We start from the raw sequence: 19,535 nt of genomic DNA, 5'->3' as shown, positions 1-19,535 counted from the left end.
TTGATCAAGAGTCGAACCTGAGGCAGAAATGGTTCTGCTCCCGCCCAACGACCCTCACGGCACACCGGTCACCGGATCATGTTTTTGTTTTACCGCACCGAAACACGGGCCGTCCGGCCTCGCAGTTCGACAATGGCCCGCGAGGCAGTCGTATACAACGATGGTGACTGCCCGTCACGGTCAGCAGTCGCAGCACGAAAGACATTCACAGCACTCGCAGCATTCGCAGGCGTCGCAGCAGTCGCAGTCGCAGTTGGAGCAGCACCCCTCGCGCCGCCGCCGCGACCACGGCCCCTCGAACTCGTCGGCACAGCACACCTTGCAGGTGCAGCACAGCCCGAGCGCGGCGGCGCACCCGGCCCAGAAACCGCGCTTGTCGGGCCGCGGGGGCTCACCGCCGAAGGGGTTGCCGCCGTAGGGATTGCCGTCGTGGCGCGAATCTCCCGGCAGGTAGGGAGTCTGCGGCGGCCCGAACGCCGCCTCGGGTCCATGCCCGCACGACTGTGTCCCGAAGGCCCGGTCCACCGAGCGCCCGAGTTCGTGCGCGAGCAGCAGATGCGCCAACTTGCCGTCCGTGAACTCGGTCTCCCGCAGCGCGAGCCGTATCCCGTGCAGCGCGTCGTCGGCCAGTCGCCGGGCCTCGGTGAGCGGGGTGCCGGTCGCGGTGAGGGGGTTCCAGGCACCCGACGCCGCGTCGGACTCCCTGTCCTCCACGGCGTCCAGCAGATGCGCGAGCCGGCCGAAGAGGCGCCCGGCCTCGGCCAGCGGTACGGCGTTGCCGGGGCGTCCGGCCAGGAGCGCGGTGTGGGCGAAGGCGGCCGCGGTGGCCGTCTCGGTCGGTTCGGTGACGGTCAGGATCGGTGTGCCGGGCCCGGCGAGGGCCTCGATGCCGAACTGCCGGTCCACGGCGTCGACCAGGACGGCCGCGTCGAACCCGATGTCGGAACCGGTCCGCGCCCCGGCCCGCCCCCAGCTCCCGGCGACGCGCCGCGCGGCCAGCGCCACCGGCCGGCGGGCCAGCAGCCCGTCCCCGTCGGCGACATGGTCACGCACCTTGGCGGAGGCGAGCACGAGCGAGACGGCCGCCGCGAGGCGCGCCCCCTCGCCCTGTGCGACGGACGCGGTCCGCATCCCGCGCAGCGGACAGGGCCCGGCCGTACGCCGCCGGCCACCGTCCTCCCGCTCGACCTGAGCCTCCGTCAGGACCGAGAGCAGCAGCCCGTCGTAGTTGGTGACAACGCGCGCGAGCTGCCCGTGGTCTCCACGCAGCGCGAGACACAACCCGCACAAGTGCGCCATCCACTGGGCCTTGAGGCTCTCTCCGAGCCGATGACTGCAGGGCCTGACCATTCCGAACACGACGATCCCCCGTGGCGTGTACGACATCTGACGTGGCGTTCGCTACGACCCCCGGAGGGTCGCCGAGCGGCCGCATCGTATCGACCATCTGTTCACCCGTACGCACCAGCCATCACCCGGACGCCGGGAAGAATCATATTTCACTCTCAGTCAGCAGCCGTATGCGGCAACACCCTTGATACACGGGGGCTCTCGACGTATTGGCTGTGCACCAGTAGCGTCACAAACCCCCCGCGCGGCGTCTATCCACTTGGCGCGCGATCCGCATCATGGATGACCATAGGGATGCGGATAGCAATAAAGACCGCTGTGAGAGGAGGCGTCCATGGGATCGGTACGCAAGGCGAGTGCCTGGCTTGGGCTCGTTGACGACAACGATGACGAGCGCTACTACGACGACGACTACTCCGAAGGGACCGAGCAGCCCGGGGATGCCTGGGTGACGGACCCGCGAGTGAAGGTGGCCTCGGACGTCGCCGAGGTGAAGGGCCGGCGCATCGGCACGGTCACCCCGGACAGCTTCCGGGACGCCCGCGCCATCGGTGAGCTGTTCCGGGAAGGGGTTCCGGTGATCGTGAACCTCACGGCGATGGAGGCGACCGACGCCAAGCGCGTGGTCGACTTCGCGGCCGGCCTGACCTTCGGCCTGCGCGGCACGATCGAGCGGGTCGCGAACCGTGTCTTCCTGCTGACCCCCGCCAACACCGAGATCGTCAGCGGCGACCCGGTCGCGCGCCGCGAGGACGGCTTCTTCAACCAGAGCTGAGGCAGGGCCGCTTACCGGCCCTGCCTCCCGCAGGGTTGAACAGGGGCCTTCCTACCGGAAGGCGTCGAGCCCGGTGAGCGCCTTGCCCAGCACGAGCTGGTGCATCTCGACGGTGCCCTCGTAGGTGAGCACCGACTCCAGGTTCGTCGCGTGCCGCATCACGGGGTACTCCAGCGAGATCCCGTTGGCACCGAGGATGGTCCGTGCCGTACGGCAGATCTCGATGGCCTCCCGTACGTTGTTGAGCTTGCCGAAGCTGACCTGCTCGGGACGCAGGCGCCCGGCGTCCATGCGCCGCCCCAGGTGATGGGCGAGCAGAATCCCCTTGTGCAGTTCGACCGCCATGTCGGCGAGCTTGGCCTGGGTGAGCTGGAAGCCGCCGATGGGCCGCCCGAACTGCTCCCGGGTCTTCGCGTATTCGACGGCGGACTCGAAGGAAGCGCGCGCCGCGCCCATCGCACCCCACACGATTCCGTAACGAGCGTGCGACAGACAGCTCAGCGGCCCCTTCAGCCCGACGACCGCCGGCAGCACGGCGTCGGCCGGCAACCGTACGTCGTCGAGGACGAGTTCACTGGTGACGGACGCACGCAGCGACCACTTGTGCTTGATCTCGGGCGCGGAGAAGCCTGCGCTGTCGGTGGGCACGACGAACCCGCGGATGCCGTCGTCGGTCTGCGCCCACACGACGGCGACCCCGGCCACCGACCCGTTGGTGATCCACATCTTCCGCCCGTTGAGCACCCAGTCGACGCCGTCGCGCTTGGCGTACGTCCGCATCGCGCCCGGGTCGGAGCCGTGGTCGGGCTCGGTCAGCCCGAAGCAGCCGATGACCTCACCGGAGGCCATGCGCAGCAGCCAGGCCTGCTTCTGCTCCTCGCTACCGAAGCGGTGGATGGCGTACATGGCGAGCGATCCCTGCACCGACACGAGCGACCGGATCCCCGAGTCGGCCGCCTCCAACTCCAGGCAGGCGAGCCCGTATTGCACTGCGGAGGCACCGGCACACCCGTACCCGTCGAGCGACATCCCGAGCGCCCCGATACCGCCCAACTCCCGCGCGAGCTCCCGGATCCCGGGCAACTCGCCCTTCTCGTACCACTCGGCGACGTACGGCAGCACCTTGTCGGCGGCCCATGCGCGAACGGTGTCGCGGATCGCCAGGTCCTCGGGGTCGAGCAGGTCGTCGATGCCGAGGGGGTCGGCGGGGTCGAAGGGGGGCAACTTCGAGGACGAGGACGCAGCCATGCACAGCCTCCGAAATCTAGGAAAACTACCACTGCTAGTTACGATAGCGCGGACGGGTAGCCGCCAGCGGCGAGGCACCCCCACAGGTAACGCCCACCCTTCAAGTGCCCGTAACGGGCGGTGGGTGGGTGGGTGGGAGATGTGGTTCAGGCGGAGACGCGGGACTGTGTGACTTCGCGAGGGGCAGGCACCGCTACAGCCGCCGCAGGCACCTCGCACTGCATGATGCGGGGCAACCGCAACGCCATCACCGCGCCCAGCAGCAGCAGGCCCGCGCTGACGAGCAGGGTGACGTGCAGGCCGTGCACGAAGGCGTGCCGAGCCGCGTCGCGCAGGGCGGCACCACGCACCCCGCCCAGACGCTCGGCGACGTCGTAGGCCTCGCCCAGTGAATGGCCCGCCGAGGCCGCCGCGGAGGTCGGTACCCCGGGTACGGACCGCAGCCCGGGCGCGTACGCCGCGTTCATGACGCTGCCGAGGAGCGCGATGCCGATGCCGGCGCCGAGCTGGTAGGAGGTCTCGCCGATCGCCGCCGCACCGCCCGCCTGAGCCGGCGGTGCCTCGCTGAGCATCGACTCGTACGCCCCGAAGAGCGTCATCTCCAGGCCGAACCCGAGCAGCAGGAACCCGAAGAGCAGCAGCCCGGTGTTGTCCCGGCCGCCCATCGCGGTCAGCGTCAGCACCGAGACCGCGGTCAGGCAGAAGCCCGAGCACACCATCCGGCGCGGGCCGAAACGCCGGAGCATCCGCGCCCCGAACAGCCCCGCCGCCATCGCCGCGAACGTCAGCGGCAGCAGCCGTAGACCCGTCTGGAGGGGCGACAGGCCCAGCACCAGTTGCAGGTACTGGGCGGCGATCAGTTCCAGGCCCACCAGGGCCAGCATCGCCAGCACGATGCAGCCGACCGACGTGCTGAACGCCGGCCTGCGGAACATGCTCAGGTCCACCAGCGGATGGGTACGGCGCCGTTGCCGTCGTACGAAAAGAACCATCAGCACCGCGCCCACGATCAGCGGGGCCACGGTCCACACGCTCTCGACCGGCTCCCCGCCGCCGAGCCGCTTGACGCCCAGGACGACTCCGAAGAGGCCGCCGGCGGCCATCAGCGCGCCGACGACGTCCCACGGGCCGTTGCGGTCGCCGCGGGACTCGGGGAGCAGGAGGCGGCCGATCGGCAGACTGATCAGCATCAGGGGGATGTTGACCAGGAAGACCGAGCCCCACCAGAAGTGTTCGAGGAGGAACCCGCCGAGCAGCGGGCCCACCGCCGCGCCCACCGCCGCCACCGCGCTCCACACACCGATCGCCACCGCGCGCTCGCGCCGGTCGGGGAAGACCTGGCGGAGGATCGACAGCGTGGCCGGCATGATCATCGCGCCGCCGACGCCGAGCAGTGCCCGCGCGAGGATCAGGACCTGGGCGTCATGGGCGCAGGCGGCCAGGCCGGAGGCGATGCCGAAGAGGCCGTAGCCGAGGAGCAGGATCCTTCTGCGGCCGACGCGGTCGCCGAGCGTGCCGAAGAGGATGAGGAGCGAGGCGCAGACCAGCGGATAGACGTCGACGATCCAGAGCAGCTCTATCGCGCCGGGTTTGAGGTCCTCGGTGACGGCGGGCACCGCGACATGGAGCACGGTGGCGTCGAGCGCGACGAGCAGCAGGCTGACGCAGAGGACGACGAGGACGACCCAGCGGTTGGCACCGGCCCCGGCCGCCCGACGGCGCAGCGCTGCGGCGGCCGTGGTCGTCCCGGACATGTACTACCTCCCAGATGTTCCCTCGCGTTCGGCGGGCTCACGGGGTGGGGACTCCCCGTGACTGCGGCCGGAGAGGAGCGGTGTCTCCGACCCGCGCAACGAAGGCGAGTGAGCCGTTAGCGTACGCGAGTTCACGCCAATGCCACGTGGCGGACCTCTCACACTCCCCGGACAACAAGTGTGGCGTACACCACTCCCCCTCCTGTGGACCACGCCCCGGCGGGCCTGCCGGTTCCGCGCGCCCTCGATAATCGGGTCCGTGACCGATCTTGAAGCACCCCTGCGCCGGGCGGCCCCGGCCCTCCTCGGGTACGCCGCCGTCCGCGCCCTGGGCCTGGTGGTGCTCGCGGTGTGGAGCGCGGCGCGCGGCAAGAGCGCCCACACCTTGCTGACAGCCCGGTGGGACGCCCTCTGGTACACCCGGGTCGCCGACCTCGGCTACGGCTACGAGGTACGGCTCCCGAACGGCGACGTCCACTCGAACCTCGCCTTCTTCCCACTGCTGCCCTGGCTGGAACGGTTCATGCACGCGGTCTCCCCCCTGTCGTACGCCGACGGCGGCCTCGCGGTGAGCCTGCTCGCCTCGCTCGCGGCGGCCTGGGGGATCTTCGCGGTCGCGGAGCATGTGTACGGCCGTAGGGCGGCCCTGTGTGCCGTGCTGCTGTGGGCCATGCTGCCGGTGGGGATCGTGCAGTCGATGGCGTACAGCGAGTCGCTGTTCACGGCGCTCGCCGCCTGGTCGCTGTACGCCGCGTCGACCGGCCGCTGGCTGACGGCGGGCACGCTGGCCCTGTTGGCCGGTCTGACGCGGCCTGTGGGGCTCGCGGTGGTCGCCGCGGTGTGGGTCGCGGGGATCGCCTCTTTCGTGCAGGACCGCAGCACGGCGCCCGCGCACGGCGCGCGGAATTGGCGATGCGCCCTCGGTCTGGTGCTCGCGCCCCTCGGCGCCGCCGGATACGTCCTGTGGGTCGGCCACCGCACCGGCAAGGGTCCGCTGGGCTATCTCGACGTACAGGCGGGCTGGCGCAACGGTTTCGACGGCGGCGCCGCCTTCGCCCGTTTCGTCGGCGAGAAGTTCACCTCGTTCCCGTCGGCCCTGGCCGGGGTCGGGCTGATCGTCGGGGTCGGGCTGGTGGTCTGGCTGTACGTCGTGGGCATCCGGCAGGGCCAGCCGCTGCCGCTCCTGGTGTACACCGGGGTCGTCACCGCGCTCGCGCTGTGCGCGTCGAGCTACTTCGGCTCGAAACCGCGCCTGCTGATTCCCGCATTCCCTCTGTTGTTCCCCCTCGCGCTCGCCCTGGCGCGGCTGCGTATCTCCAGGTCAGCGTGGGTGGTGGGCGGTGTCGCGGTGGCGTCGGCCGTGTACGGGGCGTTCTGGCTGAACGGCACCGGTCCGCCATGATCCACCCCGGGGAGCGGTGAGCGCTCGGCTAATTTCACCCCAGCATTTGGTGAACTAATTCATAAGTGCCATAAAACTGGGGCCCGGCATGATCAAAGGAATTGAAGGACGGAGCCGTCGGGGATTGCGGAATCCTCGAAAATAAACCTGCCCCTGAGAGCTTTCCCACATCACATCGTCATCACAAAGCCGCTGATTCGACAGGCATCCACACTCACTCGCTGTAACGTCGATTGGGTGCGTACCGAACGAAACCTCACCCGTCTGGACCGGGTGTTCGCGAGGCTGGACCGGGAACCGGAACGGCCGGCCAACATCGATGTGCCGAAGATGAGCCGGCACAGGGTCGTGCTGTTCGCGGCGACCCTGGCCTTCTATCTGGCGATCGTGTGGCTTGTCGTGACCACCTCCTGGCTGGTCCGGTTCGACTGGCAGGTCATGTTCTTCCGGCCGTACCAGCAGTGGGCCGGCATCCACTGGTTCGTCGACTACTACGTGGTGCTGGGCCAGCGCGGCCCGACCGCGGTGATGGTCGCGGCCTGGCTGGGCTGGCGCTCGTGGCGGCAGCACACGCTGCGCCCGCTGCTGACCCTGGGCACCCTGCTGCTGCTGCTGAACATCACGGTCGGCGCCGCCAAGCTCGGCATGGGCCGTCTCGGCCCGCACTACGCCACCGTCATCGGCTCGAACGAGATGGGCCTCGGCGGCGATATATTTCCCAGCGGCCACACCGCCAACGCGGTCGTGACCTGGGGGATTCTGGCGTATCTGGCCTCCACGCCGAGAGCCCGCCGCTGGTTGTCCGCCGCGTCCGCCGTGACCTCGCTCGGCGTCGGTCTCGCCACGGTCTACCTCGGTACGCACTGGCTGAGCGACGTACTGCTCGGCTGGGCCGCCGGTCTGCTGGTGCTGCTCGCCCTCCCGTGGTGCGAGCCGCTGATCGCGCTGGCCGAGACCCGCATCTTCGACTACCGCGACCGCTGGCGCGCCCGCCGCGGCCGTACGGCGCCGGCCCCCGCGCCTGCGTCCCCGGTCACCGCGCCCGTGCTGCTCAAGCCACGCGCCTCCGCCTCGGGCGACGAGGTCCCGGCGGCCCGCGAGACGGTCACCGCGAGCCGTGCGGCGCGGCCTCCCGCCCATCTCGCGCCGAGCCCGCACACGACCCGCTCGGAGCGCACCCCGGTCACCCCGATCGGCAGCCGCCGCCCGCCGCACCCGGACCGGGTGGCACGTGGCACCACCGCGGCGACGGCCCGTCCGGCGGCGGGCGGCTGACCCACCGAACCGCGGGGCCGGTACGCACAACCCATCCCCGCACGACGAAGGCCCCGGTTCCTCCTGCGGAACCGGGGCCTTCGTGACGTGCGCGTTCAGCCCTTCCAGGCGCGCGCCACCGTGCCGTCCTTCACCTCGAAGTTGAGCCGGCCCGCGCGGTACTCCATGGTGATGATCGCCCCCGGCGGCAGCGACCGCACGGTCGACCACCCCCGTTCCCGCGCGAGCCGCTCGGCCTCTGGCGCGTCGAGGCCGACGTAGGTGTTGGGGCTGTCCTGGGGCTCCGCCGGTGGAGTCGGAATGGGTGCCATGCGCGCCACGCTAGCCCCTCTCCAGCTCTCCATGACCCTCTCCGGTCACACTTCTGTCACAGGATCAGGACGTGTGTTTTGTTCCCCCTAACACCAGCTGCTGCCGCAGCGGGCCTCACTCGTATGAGCGGTTCCGGACGCCTTACGCGGGTATTCGAACGTAATTCCCGCGTGTCGGTGCGGCCCGTCGAATAGCCCGGCGGAAAGTTCCGCGAGAACCGGCCGGGCGCCCCATTCCATTCCGCTTCCGTGCCGTACGGCGGGAGCTGATGCCACATAAGAGTTTCACCGTTCCGGCACAGAATCGCCGTGCGGCCCCCGGCCGTCCCGGTCCAGCGCGCGGGTCAGCCGGTCCCGCGCCGTCCTGATCGTCTCGGTCAGCTCCCCAGGCTCCAGGACCTCGAACTCGAAGCCCGTCATCATCACGTGGATCACCATCACATCGAGGTTCGGGGCCCCGGTGCGCAGAAGGCAGGCGTCCGGCCCGTCGGCCTCCAGCGTCCCGGCGGACGGTGAGATCCGCTCGGCGGCCCGCTCCAAGGGCACGAGCAGCCGGACAACGGCCTGCGAGGCGTACGCGCGCGTGGAGACCCCTTTCGAGACATACGCGGCGAGGTCCTCCGCCGGTGGCTCGCGCGGGGTGAAGCGCGGCCCGTGCGGCGGCCTGGGCGTGACGCGGTCGACGCGGAAGGTGCGCCAGTCCTCGCGGTCCAGGTCCCAGGCGACCAGGTACCAGCGGCGCTCGGTGCACACCAGGCGGTGCGGTTCGACGGTACGGCGGGTGGGGGCGCCGTCGTGGCTCCGGTACTCGAAGCGCAGCCGCTCGGCGTCCCGGCAGAGGGCGGCCAGCTCGGTCAGCACGGCGGGGTCCACGGCGGACGGCAGGGTGTTGCGCAGCATCGGCACGGTGAAGGCGTTGAGGGCGCCCACCCGGCGGCGCAGCCGGTTCGGGAGGACCTGTTCCAGCTTGGTGAGGGCGCGTACGGAGGTCTCGCCGATGCCCTCGATGCCCTGCCCGGCGGCCGTGCGCAGGCCGACCGCCACGGCCACCGCCTCGTCGTCGTCCAGGAGCAGCGGCGGCAACTCGGCGCCCGCGCCCAGCTGGTAGCCGCCTCCCGTGCCGCGGCTGGCGTTGACGGGGTAGCCCAGCTCGCGCAGCCGGTCGACATCCCGGCGCACGGTACGCGGGGTGACCCCGAGCCGGTCGGCCAGGTCGGCGCCGGACCACTCGCGGTGGGCCTGGAGCAGCGAGAGCAGCCGCAGGAGTCGTGCCGAAGTCTCCAACATGGTCGAAGTCTGTATCAAGGGTGGTCCGGATCAAGGGCTGTACGGCAGTTGCGGCACCTCGAAACAGGTGCTGTTCATGTCCCCTTGCGGAACCCACCCCTTGCCGTCCTGCCAGCGGGCCACCGACAGACACGTCCTGCGTGTCCTCGGCGGTGCGGCGAGCCGCTCGAAGGAGACGGGAACCAGGAGGCCGTCGGCGGTGTAGTGCTCGCTCCGGTTCATGAACCCGTCGACGCACGCGCGCGTGACGCCCGTTTTCGCGCATCCCTTCGCCGCGTCCGTGAACCACATCGCCGCCGCCCAGCCCTCCAACTGCCACTGGGAATGCGTCTTCAGCCCTTTGGTCGCCTCCCGGAACTCCCGCACGGCCGGCTGCGACACGTCGTCGAAGTCCCGGCTGGACCCGGTCGCCCACAGGGCGTTGCGGCAGCGCGGGGAGTTCTTGTAGTCCTCCGGGACGGTGGTTGTCCAATTCTGTACGTTCGTCACCTTGGCGACGACATGCGCGCCGACCTGGTCCATCGCCGCGCACAACTGGGCGTTCCCGTGCGTGTCGAGGGCGTCGAAGACGAGGTCGGCGCCCTGCTGCTTCAGATCGGCCGCGGCGGCGCGGAAGTTGGGCAGCGCGAAGTCGACCTGCTCGGGGACGACCTTGTAGCCCTCGGCCTTCAGCCCCTGCTCGACGAGCCGGGCGTAGGCGGCGGACGCGGCCTGGTTGTACGAGACGACGGCGGCGGTACGGGCGCCCTGCTCGCGCTTGAAGTAGCGGTAGACCTCCGTGCCGCCGTACAGCTTGCCGCCCCAGCCCGGGGTGCCCGCGCGCGGTGCGAGGCTGCCGTAGATGCCGTACAGGTGCGGCCAGGTGTCGTAGGCGGCGCCGATGGGCTGGCCGCCGATGTCGGGCACGCGCGCGTGGGAGACGCGGGAGGCGCCCGCGTAGTCGAGGGCGGTGGTGGCGACCAGGGCGACGACGGCGTCCCCATCGGCCCCGTCGATCAGCTTGTGCACGCACTCGTTGTTGCCGACCCCGCTGCCGCCGTCGTCGCACAGCCGCACCTCGACCCGGCGCCCGGCGATGCCCCCGCGCGCGTTGACGCGGTCGAAGTACGCCTCGGCGCCGTCGCGGGGACCGGTGAAGGTGTCGCCGCCTACTGGGCTGGTCGCGCTGGTGATGATCCCGACCCGGATCGGCGTGCCGGTGCTCGCCGCGGGCGTACGGGTGTCGCCGTGCTCGAAGTCGCTCTCCGGGAGACGGCTGCCGCAGGCCGTGCTCCCGAGGAGGAGCAGCAGTACCGCGGCAGCGGCCTCAGCAGCCCGACCCGGGCGACGGCGAGGCATCGCCGCTCAACGCCACCAGCGCGCACAGGGTGTTGACGGACACCTTCCAGGTGCCGCCCTGCTCGACGGAGGTCCCGGAGGCGTCCGGGAGGGCGGTGGCGCCGTTGAGGGTCAGCGTGTAGGTCACGGTCGCCTTGTCCGCCTTGGTGAACTCGACCTTGGTGACCTCCGCCTGTACCTGCCCGCCGCGTTTGTCGCCGTTGAAGGCCTTCAGGACCGGGCCCATCTTGTCGCCGTTCTCCAGGACGGCCTGTTTGTCCTGGGTGGAGGTGGCCGGGTCGAAGAACTTCTTCCAGTTGGCCTTGATCTGGGTGGTGGCAGCGGTCGGGTCGGCGGGCGCGGTCGCCGGTGCGGTCGTGGTCCGCTCGACGGACGGGGTGGGCGGTGGCGCGCCGCTGCCGCCCCCGCTGTCGTCGCTGCAGGCCGCCAGCGCGGGGCCGAGCGCGAGCACCAGGGCGGCGGCCGTAACTGCCGTGCCCCGTCCACGCCTTGTGTTCCTTCGCCTGAGGTCGCTCCCGAGAACCATCTGGCTCACCGCCGGGTGTCGGTCCGGGCCGTGCGCGCCCGGTGTTTTCAGGTCGGGTGTCAGAAGGCATAGTGCAAGCCATTGGCCGGCATGGACAGACACATGACATGTGGGAGCCGTAAATGCGGACAGCCCGACTGCGGACCGTGCGTCCCGTCCTGTGGGCCGCCTGGGCCGCGCTCGCCGCGGGTGCGGTGCTGTGCGTGCTCGGCTGGTACGGCGTCTCCGGCGAGCGCTACGCCGAACGGCAACTCCCCTACCTGGCCTCCTGCACGATCCCCGGCGCCGCGCTGATCGTCGCCGGAGCGATCCTGCTCACCCATGGCCGCGGCGCCCTCGCCACCGCGCGCGTGGAGGAGCTGTACGCCCTTCTCGTGGCCGCGGAGGCCGACGACGCCGGGGAGTCGGCGGAGGCCGCCGCCGCGCCCCTGGCGGTCAGCGGGGACCTGTTGATGGTGCCGGGCGGCACCTTGTGGCACCGCGCGGACTGCCCGTTGGTCGCCGGGAAGCCGGAAGCGGTGCCGGTCGACGCGAAGTTGGTGGCGAACGGCGAGTTGAGCCCCTGCCCGATCTGCGAACCCGCCGAAGCCGACGACTGATGTCCTCGCTGAGCTACGACCTCATCCTCGCCGGACTGTCCGTCGGCAGCGCCGCCGCGCTCACCGGGATCGGCCTGATCGTGACGTACCGGGCGACCGGCGTCCTCAACCTCGCGCACGGTGCGGTCGCGATGGTCTGCGCGTACGCGCTGCGGCAGTGCGTGGTGGGGTGGGGCCGGCCGTTGTGGCTGGGTGCGGTGGTGACGTTGTTGTTCCTCGCGCCCGCCATTGGAGTCGCGCTGGAACGCTTCGTCTTCCGGCCGCTGTCGGTCCTGGGCGGCGATCCGGCGCAGACCCTGGTCGCGTCCATCGGCGTGTTCGTGCTGCTGGTCGGCGGGGCGGCGCTGGTGTGGGGGCAGGGCGCCCGGGACGACGCGCCGGAGCTGGTCTCGGCCGATCCCTGGGGGCAGTTGGCGGTGGTGCTCGTGCTCGCGGCGGGCGTCGGGTCGGTGATTCGCTGGACACGTTTCGGGCGGGAACTGCGGGCCGTGGTGGACGACCGGCAGCTCGCGGTGCTGGGCGGCGTGGACGCGGACCGGGTGGCGGCGGCGGGCTGGGCGTTCGGGTCCTTCACGGCGGGGCTGACGGGCGTGCTCCTCGCCCCCTACGTGCGCCTGGACCCGTACGGCCTGCCCCTGCTCGTCATGGAGGTGGTGGCGGTCGCGGTGGCCGCGCGGATGCGGAGTCTGCCGGTCGCCGTGGTGGTGGCGCTGGGGATCGGGGTCGGGCAGAGCCAGTTGACCAGGGTCCATCTGTCCGGCTGGGGCGGGCAGTTGGTGCAGGCGGTGGGCGCGAACCTGTTCGTGGCCGCCCTGTTGGTCGCGGCGCTGGTCCTGCCGGGTCTTGGTGCGAGGGACGCGCTCCCCCGTACGGCGACGGCACGGGTCGCGACGCCTCCCGGTGCCTGGATCGTGGCCGCGGTGCTGTTCCTGCTCCCCCTCGGCTTCGCGGGCTCGGACCTGCACACCTCGGTCCAAGTCCCGGCGCTGGGCGTGGTGTTGCTGTCCCTGGTGGTGGTCACCGGCCGCGGCGGCCAGCTCTCGCTGGGGCAGGCCGCGTACGCGGGCCTGGGCGCCCTGTTCACGGCGCTGCTGGCGGCGGGCCGCTTCCCGGGACTGCCCCGCCTGCCCGAACTGGCCGCGCTGGCGGTCGCCGTCCTCCTGGTCGCTCCCCTGGGCCTGCTCACCGGCTGGCCCGCGATCGGCCGCCACGGCCTGTCCCTGGCCCTCGCGACCTTCGCGGTCGGCGTCGGGGTCAGCCGCTTCGTCTTCGCCCAGCCGTACGCCACGTCGGGCCTGTCGCTGGGCCGCCCGTCCGGCTTCGACGGGGACCGCGCCTACTACGTCCTCGAACTCGCCCTCCTGACGGGCGCGTTGCTGGCGACCCACGCCTTGCGCCGGGGCCGCACGGGCCGTGCCCTCGCCGCGATGCGCGACCACGAGGCGGGCGCGTCGGCCGCGGGCGTCCGGGTTCCCTCCCTGAAACTCCTGGCCTTCGTCGCGGGCGCCGCGCTGGCCGCCCTCGGCGGCGGCATGCTCGGCATGGGCCTGCGCGCCTTCGACCCCTCGGCCTACGACCCCGTCCGGGGCCTGTTGTGGTTCGCCGCGGTGGTCGTCCTGGGCGCCGACAGCACACTGGGCGCACTGACGGCCGCGGCCCTCCTGGTGGGCCTCGACGCGGGCGCGCGCGGCGGGGTGGCGGCGGCACTGATCGGGGTGCTGGCGGTGTGCGTGGGGCGGTTTCCCGGGGGCCCGTACGAGGCGCTGCGGACGGCGGTCGGACGCCTGCGGCCCCAACGCCGGGCGCGGCTCACACCGTTGGGGCTGGGCGTGCGGCGGAGGTTGCGGATGGTGGGCGTACCGGTACGGGCGGGCTCAACGGCAGCCGGGCACGCGGCTGTCGCACGCCGCGCGGAACTCGGTTCCGGACGAGTGTCGGGCGGCACCCGGGACCTGCGAGGTCGCGACGCCGGACCCGGACAGCAGGGCGGGACGGGCTCAACGGCGGCAACCCGCAGGGACGTTGCACGCCCAGCGGAAGCCGACACCGAGCGGACATCCGGCGGCGCACAGGATCCGCGAGGCCGCGACGCCGGAGCGGCGCAGCCGGGCGGAACAGGCTCGACGGCAGCTCCCCGCAGGAGCGAGATCAGCCCAACAGCAGCCACCCGCAGGCGCGCTGCACGCCCAGCGGAAGCCGACCCCGGACGGACGCCCAGGCCCCGGGCCCCGCGGAGACGCACGGCCCCGACGCGGACCCCGCCCGCCCTCACCGCCCATGCCCTGTACGCCCGTTACGGCAGCTTCACCGCGCTCGACGGAGTCGATCTCGTCGTGCGGGCGGGTCAGGTGACCGCCGTCGTCGGGCCCAACGGGGCTGGAAAAAGCACCCTGTTCCACTGTCTGGCCGGGACCCTGCGGCCCGTGCGCGGGCGGGTCCGGCTCGGTGGGCGGGACGTCACCCGGCTGGCCGCGCACGCCCGGACCCGGCTCGGGGTCGCGCGGACCTTTCAACAGCTCGCCGTCTTCCCCTCGTTGACCGTCGCCGAGAACGTGCGCGTGGGCGCCGAGCAGGGGCGGGCCCCCGAACCCGGTTCCGTGGAGCGGGCGTTGCGGCTCTTCGGGCTCGACGGGGACCTGCAGTCGCTGCCCGCCGCCGGGCTGCCCACCGGGACGCTGCGCCGGGTCGAACTGGCGAGGGCGTTCGCGGGCGGCCCGCGCGTGCTGCTGCTCGACGAGCCCGCCGCCGGACTCGACACCGCCGAAGTGGCCGCGCTGACCCTGGTGTTGCGGGCGCTGGCCGCCGAGGGCACCGCGCTGCTCGTCGTGGAGCACGACCTCGATCTGGTCGCCGACCTCGCCGACGTGGTCCATGTGATGACGGCGGGCCGCGTCGTCGCCTCCGGACCGCCGGACCGTGTCCTCGACGCACCCGGCACCTGGGAGACCCCGGCATGACCATCTCCCTGCGCCACGCGCGCGTGCGCTACGGCCCCCTCGAAGCCCTGCACGGCGTCACCCTCGCCGCCCCGGCCCACGGGCTCACCGTCCTGCTCGGCCGCAACGGCTCCGGCCGTACGACCGCGCTGCGCGCCCTCGCCGGTACGGTCGCGCTGTCGGGCGGCGCGGTGGTGTGGGACGGCGCCGATGTGACCCGTATGCCGGCCTACGAACGAGCTCGCCGGGGACTGTGTCTGGTGCCGGAGCGGCGGGCCGTGTTCGGGTCCCTCACCGTCCACGAGAACCTCGAACTCGCGGCGTGGGACTACTCCGTGGCCCTTGACGCGTACCCACAGCTGAGCCCGCTGCTCCCCCGCCGGGCCGGCACCCTCTCCGGGGGCGAGCAGCGCATGCTGGCCCTGTCCCGTGCCCTGCTGGCACACGCGCGCGTGGTGCTCGTCGACGAACCGGCGCAGGGCATGTCACCGGCGGTCGCGGACCGCACGTACGAACTGCTGGGCGGGCTGGACGCCTGCGTGGTCGTCGCCGAGCAGCGGCTGCCGCCCGTGCTGCGCGGCCGGGCCGCCGCGCTCGTGTACGAACTGCGGCGCGGCGCGGTCGTGTTCAGCGGCGAGGCGGCCGAACTGGCGTAAAGGGCGGGCCCCCGCCCGGTCGACGGACCTGGCGGGGGCGCGGCGGGAGCGGTCCGGCTCAGAGGTCGAGCTGCTGGCCGGGGACGATCAGGTCGGGGTCGCCGCCGATGACGGCCTTGTTGGCGGCGTAGATCTTCCGCCAGGTGGTCCCGTGCTCGGCGGCGATGCCGCTGAGGGTGTCGCCCTTGCGGACGGTGTAGTCGCCGCGGGACGTGCCGCGCGAGACGTTGTTCGTGCCGCGGTCCGGCGTCTTCGCCGCCGGCTTCGACGGGGCCGCCTTCTTGGCCGACTTGACCGTCGACTCGGTGGACGACTTCTTGGTCGTCTTCGGCGTCTTCGCCTTGGTCGACTGCTCGGTGACCTTGCCGGAGGAGGCCGCGGGTGCGCTGCCGCTCGCTCCGGCCCGTACCGAACAGACCGGCCAGGCGCCCCAGCCCTGGGCGTGCTGGACCTTGGTGGCCACGGTGATCTGCGCGGACCGGGAGGCCTGGTCGGCGGTGGCCGCGTAGGCCGAGCCGCCGTAGGCGCGCCAGGTGCCGGCGGAGAACTGGAGTCCTCCGTAGTAGCCGTTGCCGGTGTTGATGTGCCAGTTGCCGCCGCTCTCGCACTGGGCGATGCGGTCCCACACTCCACTGTCGGCCGCTGCGGCGTTGCCGGTGGCCGCCAGCACGCCCAGGGGGGCGAGCAGGGCCGCTCCGGCGAGGACCGCCGTCGTCCGCGCCTGACCCTTGCGGTGGGTCTCAGGCGTGTTGTCGCGAGTGGTATCGGCACATTCGGACATGTAGTTCCCTCTCCAACAACCCGGGGTCCCCCAAGGCGGTTCGCGGCTCCCACGCATCGACGCGGTCCTCGCGCTCCTCCCCGTCCGCCGGCGGCTGTGCTGTTGAACTGGCTTGATCGGCCTGCGGACGTTCCCGAGCGGTGCTCGTTGCACACGGCGGAGGAATGTACGGACGTGGACGAGCCGGTGTCGACCAAGGGCCCGTTGTGCCAGGCCAGTTGACTGTTACCGAAGGTAGCGGCATTTTCCGGACACCCACTACATTCCCCCATTTACTGATTTTTCGACCAACGGTCTTACCGATCTGTGACTCGGTTCACGCAACCAACTCCCTTGCATTTCCACGCAGTTGACAGGGAGTGTCCGATTCCGTACCCGGTGTGACGCTGTGCTTAGGTTGGTTGGATTCGGTTCGCTCTGGAGCGTGACTCCCGCCACAGATCGTCCGTTGTCTTCTTCATGAGCCCGGGACCCACCGGGCACCGCATTCCGAGGGAGCCACCCGTGCCGCGCATGCTCGACGTCAGCGACGACGTACGCGCCGAGATCGGCGACGAAGAAGCCGACCGGCTGCTCGCCGGAGACAACGCCCCGGGCAGTTACGACTGCACGTCGTGCCGCACCCAGGGCGACTCCGATCAGGAGCGCACCAGCACCGTCCTGTTCATCGGCGACGAGACCGCCGTCCTCGCCTTCGCCCACGCCACCTGCCTGCCCTCCCAGATCGTCCAGGTCACCGAGGAGCAGTTGCAGGGCGCCGTCCGCTCCATCAGCGGCAACGCGCACGCCCCGGCCGGCGAACCGGAGAAGGCCGTACCCGAGCAGGCCGTGCTCGGCGTGACCAGCGGACTCGTCCTGATCTCCGGGGAGTTGCACCCCGCCCTGGTGGTGGAGCCGACCGCGGCCATCGTGCGGCCCGGCTCGACCGGTACCGGCGACGACTTCCTGCCGCTGCTGATCGAGCAGGGCTTCATGCCGCTCAGCGAGATCACCACCGTGCCGCCGGTGCTGCACGGCTGGTCGGTGCTGCTCGCCGCGGGCCAGCTGCACGCGGTGCTCCAGCCGAGCAGCAACGGCGGTTCCCCGGTGGCCTGGTGGCAGGCGCACCAGCCGCTCCAGGTCACCGACAGCTGGCGCGCCGCCGCCAACAAGCACCAGCAGGTGCTGATGTTCGCGGCGCCGGTGGGCTCGATCGGCCGCCAGCCCCGCGAGGACCTGCTGCGCAGCGCGCTCGACAGGGCGGCGGCGAACGGCAAGCTGGTCGGCTCCACGCTCCCGCTCGCGGGCACCTGAGCCGCATCCCTTCAGGTCACGCGTCGTTTGGACATACGTGCACGCATACGATGTTCCCCGCAGCCGGACCTACCAGCCGATCCCGTCCTCGCGATCGGACCGGGACAGCCCCGGCGGCCCGTCGGCCACGCCGATCTACGACCGGCTCTACTCGGAGTGGGTCAAGAACTTCCGCTCGCTGCCGGGTGACCGCAGCGGCGAGGAGGAGCTGGGCTTCACGGCCTTCGGGCACAGTCCGCACAGCACGGGCTCGTTCGGCGGCGGTTCGTTCGGCGGGAGTTCGTACAGCGCGTACAGCGCGGGGGCCTACAGCGCCCGGCAGCAGTCGCAGTGGCAGCGCGTGGGACAGCTCGGTCACGTCGGCCAGCAGCAGGGCCACACCGGGATGCACCACATCCCGGCCCTGCCGCCCGGCCCACGCCAAGGCATCTGACGCGGCACGCACACGAGGAGGGCGGCCCCTGTTTCAACAGGGGCCGCCCTCCTCGTCGTACAACTGCCGTACGGCTGCTACTTCTTCTTGTTACCGCGCTTCTCGCGCACCCGTACCGAGATGTGGATCGGGGTGCCGTCGAAGCTGAACTCCTCGCGCAGACGGCGTTCGATGAAGCGGCGGTAGCCCGCCTCGATGAAGCCGGAGGCGAAGAGCACGAAGCGCGGGGGCTTGGTGCCGGCCTGGGTGCCGAAGAGGATGCGGGGCTGCTTGCCGCCGCGGACCGGGTGCGGGTGGGCGGCGACCAGCTCGCCGAGGAAGGCGTTCAGCCGGCCCGTCGGGACGCGGGTCTCCCAGCCGGCGAGGGCGGTCTCGATGCCCGGGACCAGCTTCTCCATGTGGCGGCCGGTGCGCGCCGAGATGTTCACCCGGGGCGCCCACGCGACCTGGGCGAGCTCGGTCTCGATCTCGCGCTCCAGGTAGTAGCGGCGCTCCTCGTCGAGGGTGTCCCACTTGTTGAAGGCGAGGACGATCGCGCGGCCCGCCTCGACGGCCATGGTGACGATGCGCTGGTCCTGCACCGAGATGGACTCGGAGGCGTCGATCAGGATGACCGCGACCTCCGCCTTCTCGACGGCGGCGGCGGTGCGGAGCGAGGCGTAGTAGTCGGCGCCCTGCTGGAGGTGGACGCGCTTGCGGATACCGGCGGTGTCGACGAACTTCCAGGTGACGCCGCCGAGTTCGATGAGCTCGTCGACCGGGTCGCGGGTGGTGCCGGCGATCTCGTTGACGACGACGCGCTCCTCGCCCGCGACCTTGTTCAGCAGCGAGGACTTGCCGACGTTCGGGCGGCCGATCAGGGCGATCCGACGGGGACCGCCGACCGCGACGCCGAAGGTCTGCTCGGGCGCCTCCGGCAGGGCCTCCAGGACGGCGTCCAGCATGTCGCCGGTGCCGCGGCCGTGCAGCGCGGAGACGGGGTGCGGCTCGCCGAGGCCCAGGGACCACAGGTAGGACGCGTCGGACTCGCCGCTGAGGCCGTCGACCTTGTTGGCGGCCAGCACGACGGGCTTGCCGGCCTTGCGCAGCAGTCGTACGACCGCCTCGTCGGTGTCGGTGGCGCCGACCTTCGCGTCGACGACGAAGACGACCGCGTCGGCGGCCTCGATCGCGTACTCGGCCTGGGCTGCCACGGAGGCGTCGATGCCGAGGACGTCCTGCTCCCAGCCGCCGGTGTCGACGACCTTGAAGCGGCGGCCCGCCCACTCGGCCTCGTAGGTCACGCGGTCGCGGGTGACGCCCGGCTTGTCCTCTACGACAGCTTCCCGCCGCCCGATGATGCGGTTGACGAGAGTCGACTTGCCGACATTCGGCCGGCCGACGACGGCGAGGACGGGCAGCGGTCCGTGACCGGCCTCGCCGATGGCGCCCTCGACGTCCTCGATGTCGAAGCCCTCTACGGCGGCGAGCTCCATGAACTCCGCGTACTCGGCGTCGCCGAGCGCCCCGTGCTCGTGCTCCTCGCCGGAGCCGTCGGGCTGGATCTGGTCGTTCATGAAGTCGGTACCTCG

General features: G+C 71.6%; 17 protein-coding genes. 8 read left to right on the top strand and 9 right to left on the bottom strand.

Features of this window, described 5'->3' with window-relative positions; genetic code table 11:
- Positions 1 to 180: 180 nt before the first annotated feature.
- On the bottom strand, positions 181 to 1,359 hold the full coding sequence (locus OH768_RS40740; protein ID WP_406465656.1) for a DUF5685 family protein: 1,179 nt from the start codon (positions 1,357 to 1,359) through the stop codon (positions 181 to 183).
- A gap of 325 nt (positions 1,360 to 1,684) precedes the next feature.
- Here OH768_RS40740 and OH768_RS40735 point away from each other — a divergent pair, with 325 nt between their 5' ends.
- Positions 1,685 to 2,125 (top strand): cell division protein SepF, encoded by a 441-nt coding sequence (locus OH768_RS40735; protein WP_019074897.1) that lies wholly within the window; start codon positions 1,685 to 1,687, stop codon positions 2,123 to 2,125.
- A 51-nt stretch (positions 2,126 to 2,176) separates the two neighbouring features.
- Here the strand turns inward: OH768_RS40735 and OH768_RS40730 are convergent, their stop codons facing one another.
- The gene (locus tag OH768_RS40730; RefSeq protein ID WP_406461401.1) at positions 2,177 to 3,373 is read right to left on the bottom strand and encodes an acyl-CoA dehydrogenase family protein; all 1,197 of its coding nucleotides are present in this window, start codon (positions 3,371 to 3,373) and stop codon (positions 2,177 to 2,179) included.
- 146 nt (positions 3,374 to 3,519) lie between these two features.
- On the bottom strand, positions 3,520 to 5,127 hold the full coding sequence (locus tag OH768_RS40725) for an MFS transporter (protein ID WP_406461399.1): 1,608 nt from the start codon (positions 5,125 to 5,127) through the stop codon (positions 3,520 to 3,522).
- A 259-nt stretch (positions 5,128 to 5,386) separates the two neighbouring features.
- On the opposite strand from OH768_RS40725, the gene OH768_RS40720 reads away from it, so the two are divergent.
- On the top strand, positions 5,387 to 6,529 hold the full coding sequence (locus OH768_RS40720) for a hypothetical protein (RefSeq protein ID WP_406461398.1): 1,143 nt from the start codon (positions 5,387 to 5,389) through the stop codon (positions 6,527 to 6,529).
- A 237-nt stretch (positions 6,530 to 6,766) separates the two neighbouring features.
- Positions 6,767 to 7,804, top strand: a complete 1,038-nt coding sequence (locus tag OH768_RS40715) for a phosphatase PAP2 family protein (protein ID WP_406461397.1) — start codon at positions 6,767 to 6,769, stop codon at positions 7,802 to 7,804.
- A 95-nt stretch (positions 7,805 to 7,899) separates the two neighbouring features.
- On the opposite strand, the gene OH768_RS40710 is transcribed toward OH768_RS40715, so the two are convergent.
- From OH768_RS40710 to OH768_RS40695, 4 genes are all read right to left on the bottom strand, one after another.
- Positions 7,900 to 8,115 carry an I78 family peptidase inhibitor gene (locus OH768_RS40710; protein ID WP_317888130.1) on the bottom strand — a complete coding sequence of 72 codons (216 nt, stop codon included), beginning with the start codon at positions 8,113 to 8,115 and terminating at the stop codon, positions 7,900 to 7,902.
- Between the two features lie 285 nt (positions 8,116 to 8,400).
- Positions 8,401 to 9,402 carry a helix-turn-helix transcriptional regulator gene (locus tag OH768_RS40705; RefSeq protein ID WP_406461395.1) on the bottom strand — a complete coding sequence of 334 codons (1,002 nt, stop codon included), beginning with the start codon at positions 9,400 to 9,402 and terminating at the stop codon, positions 8,401 to 8,403.
- A 30-nt stretch (positions 9,403 to 9,432) separates the two neighbouring features.
- The gene (locus OH768_RS40700; RefSeq protein ID WP_406461394.1) at positions 9,433 to 10,740 is read right to left on the bottom strand and encodes an ABC transporter substrate-binding protein; all 1,308 of its coding nucleotides are present in this window, start codon (positions 10,738 to 10,740) and stop codon (positions 9,433 to 9,435) included.
- A complete protein-coding gene (locus tag OH768_RS40695) occupies positions 10,709 to 11,266 on the bottom strand; it encodes a hypothetical protein (protein WP_406461392.1) in 558 nt (185 codons plus the stop codon). The genes OH768_RS40700 and OH768_RS40695 overlap by 32 nt, the downstream gene beginning before the upstream one ends.
- 122 nt (positions 11,267 to 11,388) lie before the next feature.
- On the opposite strand from OH768_RS40695, the gene OH768_RS40690 reads away from it, so the two are divergent.
- From OH768_RS40690 to OH768_RS40680, 3 genes are read left to right on the top strand one after another with little or no spacing between them, the layout of a single operon-like run.
- The gene (locus OH768_RS40690; RefSeq protein ID WP_406461390.1) at positions 11,389 to 11,865 is read left to right on the top strand and encodes a hypothetical protein; all 477 of its coding nucleotides are present in this window, start codon (positions 11,389 to 11,391) and stop codon (positions 11,863 to 11,865) included.
- Positions 11,865 to 14,822 carry an ABC transporter permease subunit gene (locus OH768_RS40685; RefSeq protein WP_406461388.1) on the top strand — a complete coding sequence of 986 codons (2,958 nt, stop codon included), beginning with the start codon at positions 11,865 to 11,867 and terminating at the stop codon, positions 14,820 to 14,822. The genes OH768_RS40690 and OH768_RS40685 overlap by 1 nt, the downstream gene beginning before the upstream one ends.
- A complete protein-coding gene (locus OH768_RS40680; protein ID WP_406461386.1) occupies positions 14,819 to 15,457 on the top strand; it encodes an ATP-binding cassette domain-containing protein in 639 nt (212 codons plus the stop codon). Before OH768_RS40685 ends, OH768_RS40680 begins: the two co-directional genes overlap by 4 nt.
- Positions 15,458 to 15,515: 58 nt before the next feature.
- On the opposite strand, the gene OH768_RS40675 is transcribed toward OH768_RS40680, so the two are convergent.
- The gene (locus tag OH768_RS40675) at positions 15,516 to 16,238 is read right to left on the bottom strand and encodes a transglycosylase family protein (protein ID WP_406461385.1); all 723 of its coding nucleotides are present in this window, start codon (positions 16,236 to 16,238) and stop codon (positions 15,516 to 15,518) included.
- Positions 16,239 to 16,742: 504 nt separating this feature from the next.
- Between OH768_RS40675 and OH768_RS40670 the strand changes: the two genes are divergently transcribed.
- Together OH768_RS40670 and OH768_RS40665 are read left to right on the top strand one after the other, a co-directional pair.
- Complete coding sequence (locus OH768_RS40670; protein WP_406461384.1) at positions 16,743 to 17,531, top strand: hypothetical protein; 789 nt, start codon at positions 16,743 to 16,745, stop codon at positions 17,529 to 17,531.
- 37 nt (positions 17,532 to 17,568) lie between these two features.
- Positions 17,569 to 17,964, top strand: coding sequence for a hypothetical protein (locus OH768_RS40665; protein WP_406461383.1), 396 nt, complete (start codon positions 17,569 to 17,571; stop codon positions 17,962 to 17,964).
- Positions 17,965 to 18,041: 77 nt separating this feature from the next.
- Here OH768_RS40665 and der read toward each other — a convergent pair whose 3' ends face one another.
- A complete protein-coding gene (gene der, locus OH768_RS40660) occupies positions 18,042 to 19,520 on the bottom strand; it encodes a ribosome biogenesis GTPase Der (RefSeq protein WP_406461382.1) in 1,479 nt (492 codons plus the stop codon).
- Positions 19,521 to 19,535 lie beyond the last annotated feature (15 nt).

Source organism: Streptomyces sp. NBC_01622, assembly GCF_045209635.1.
Classification (GTDB): Bacteria; Actinomycetota; Actinomycetes; order Streptomycetales; family Streptomycetaceae; genus Streptomyces.
Note: the sequence above shows the minus strand (reverse complement) of the source record. Positions and strands in the feature narration are given on the sequence as shown.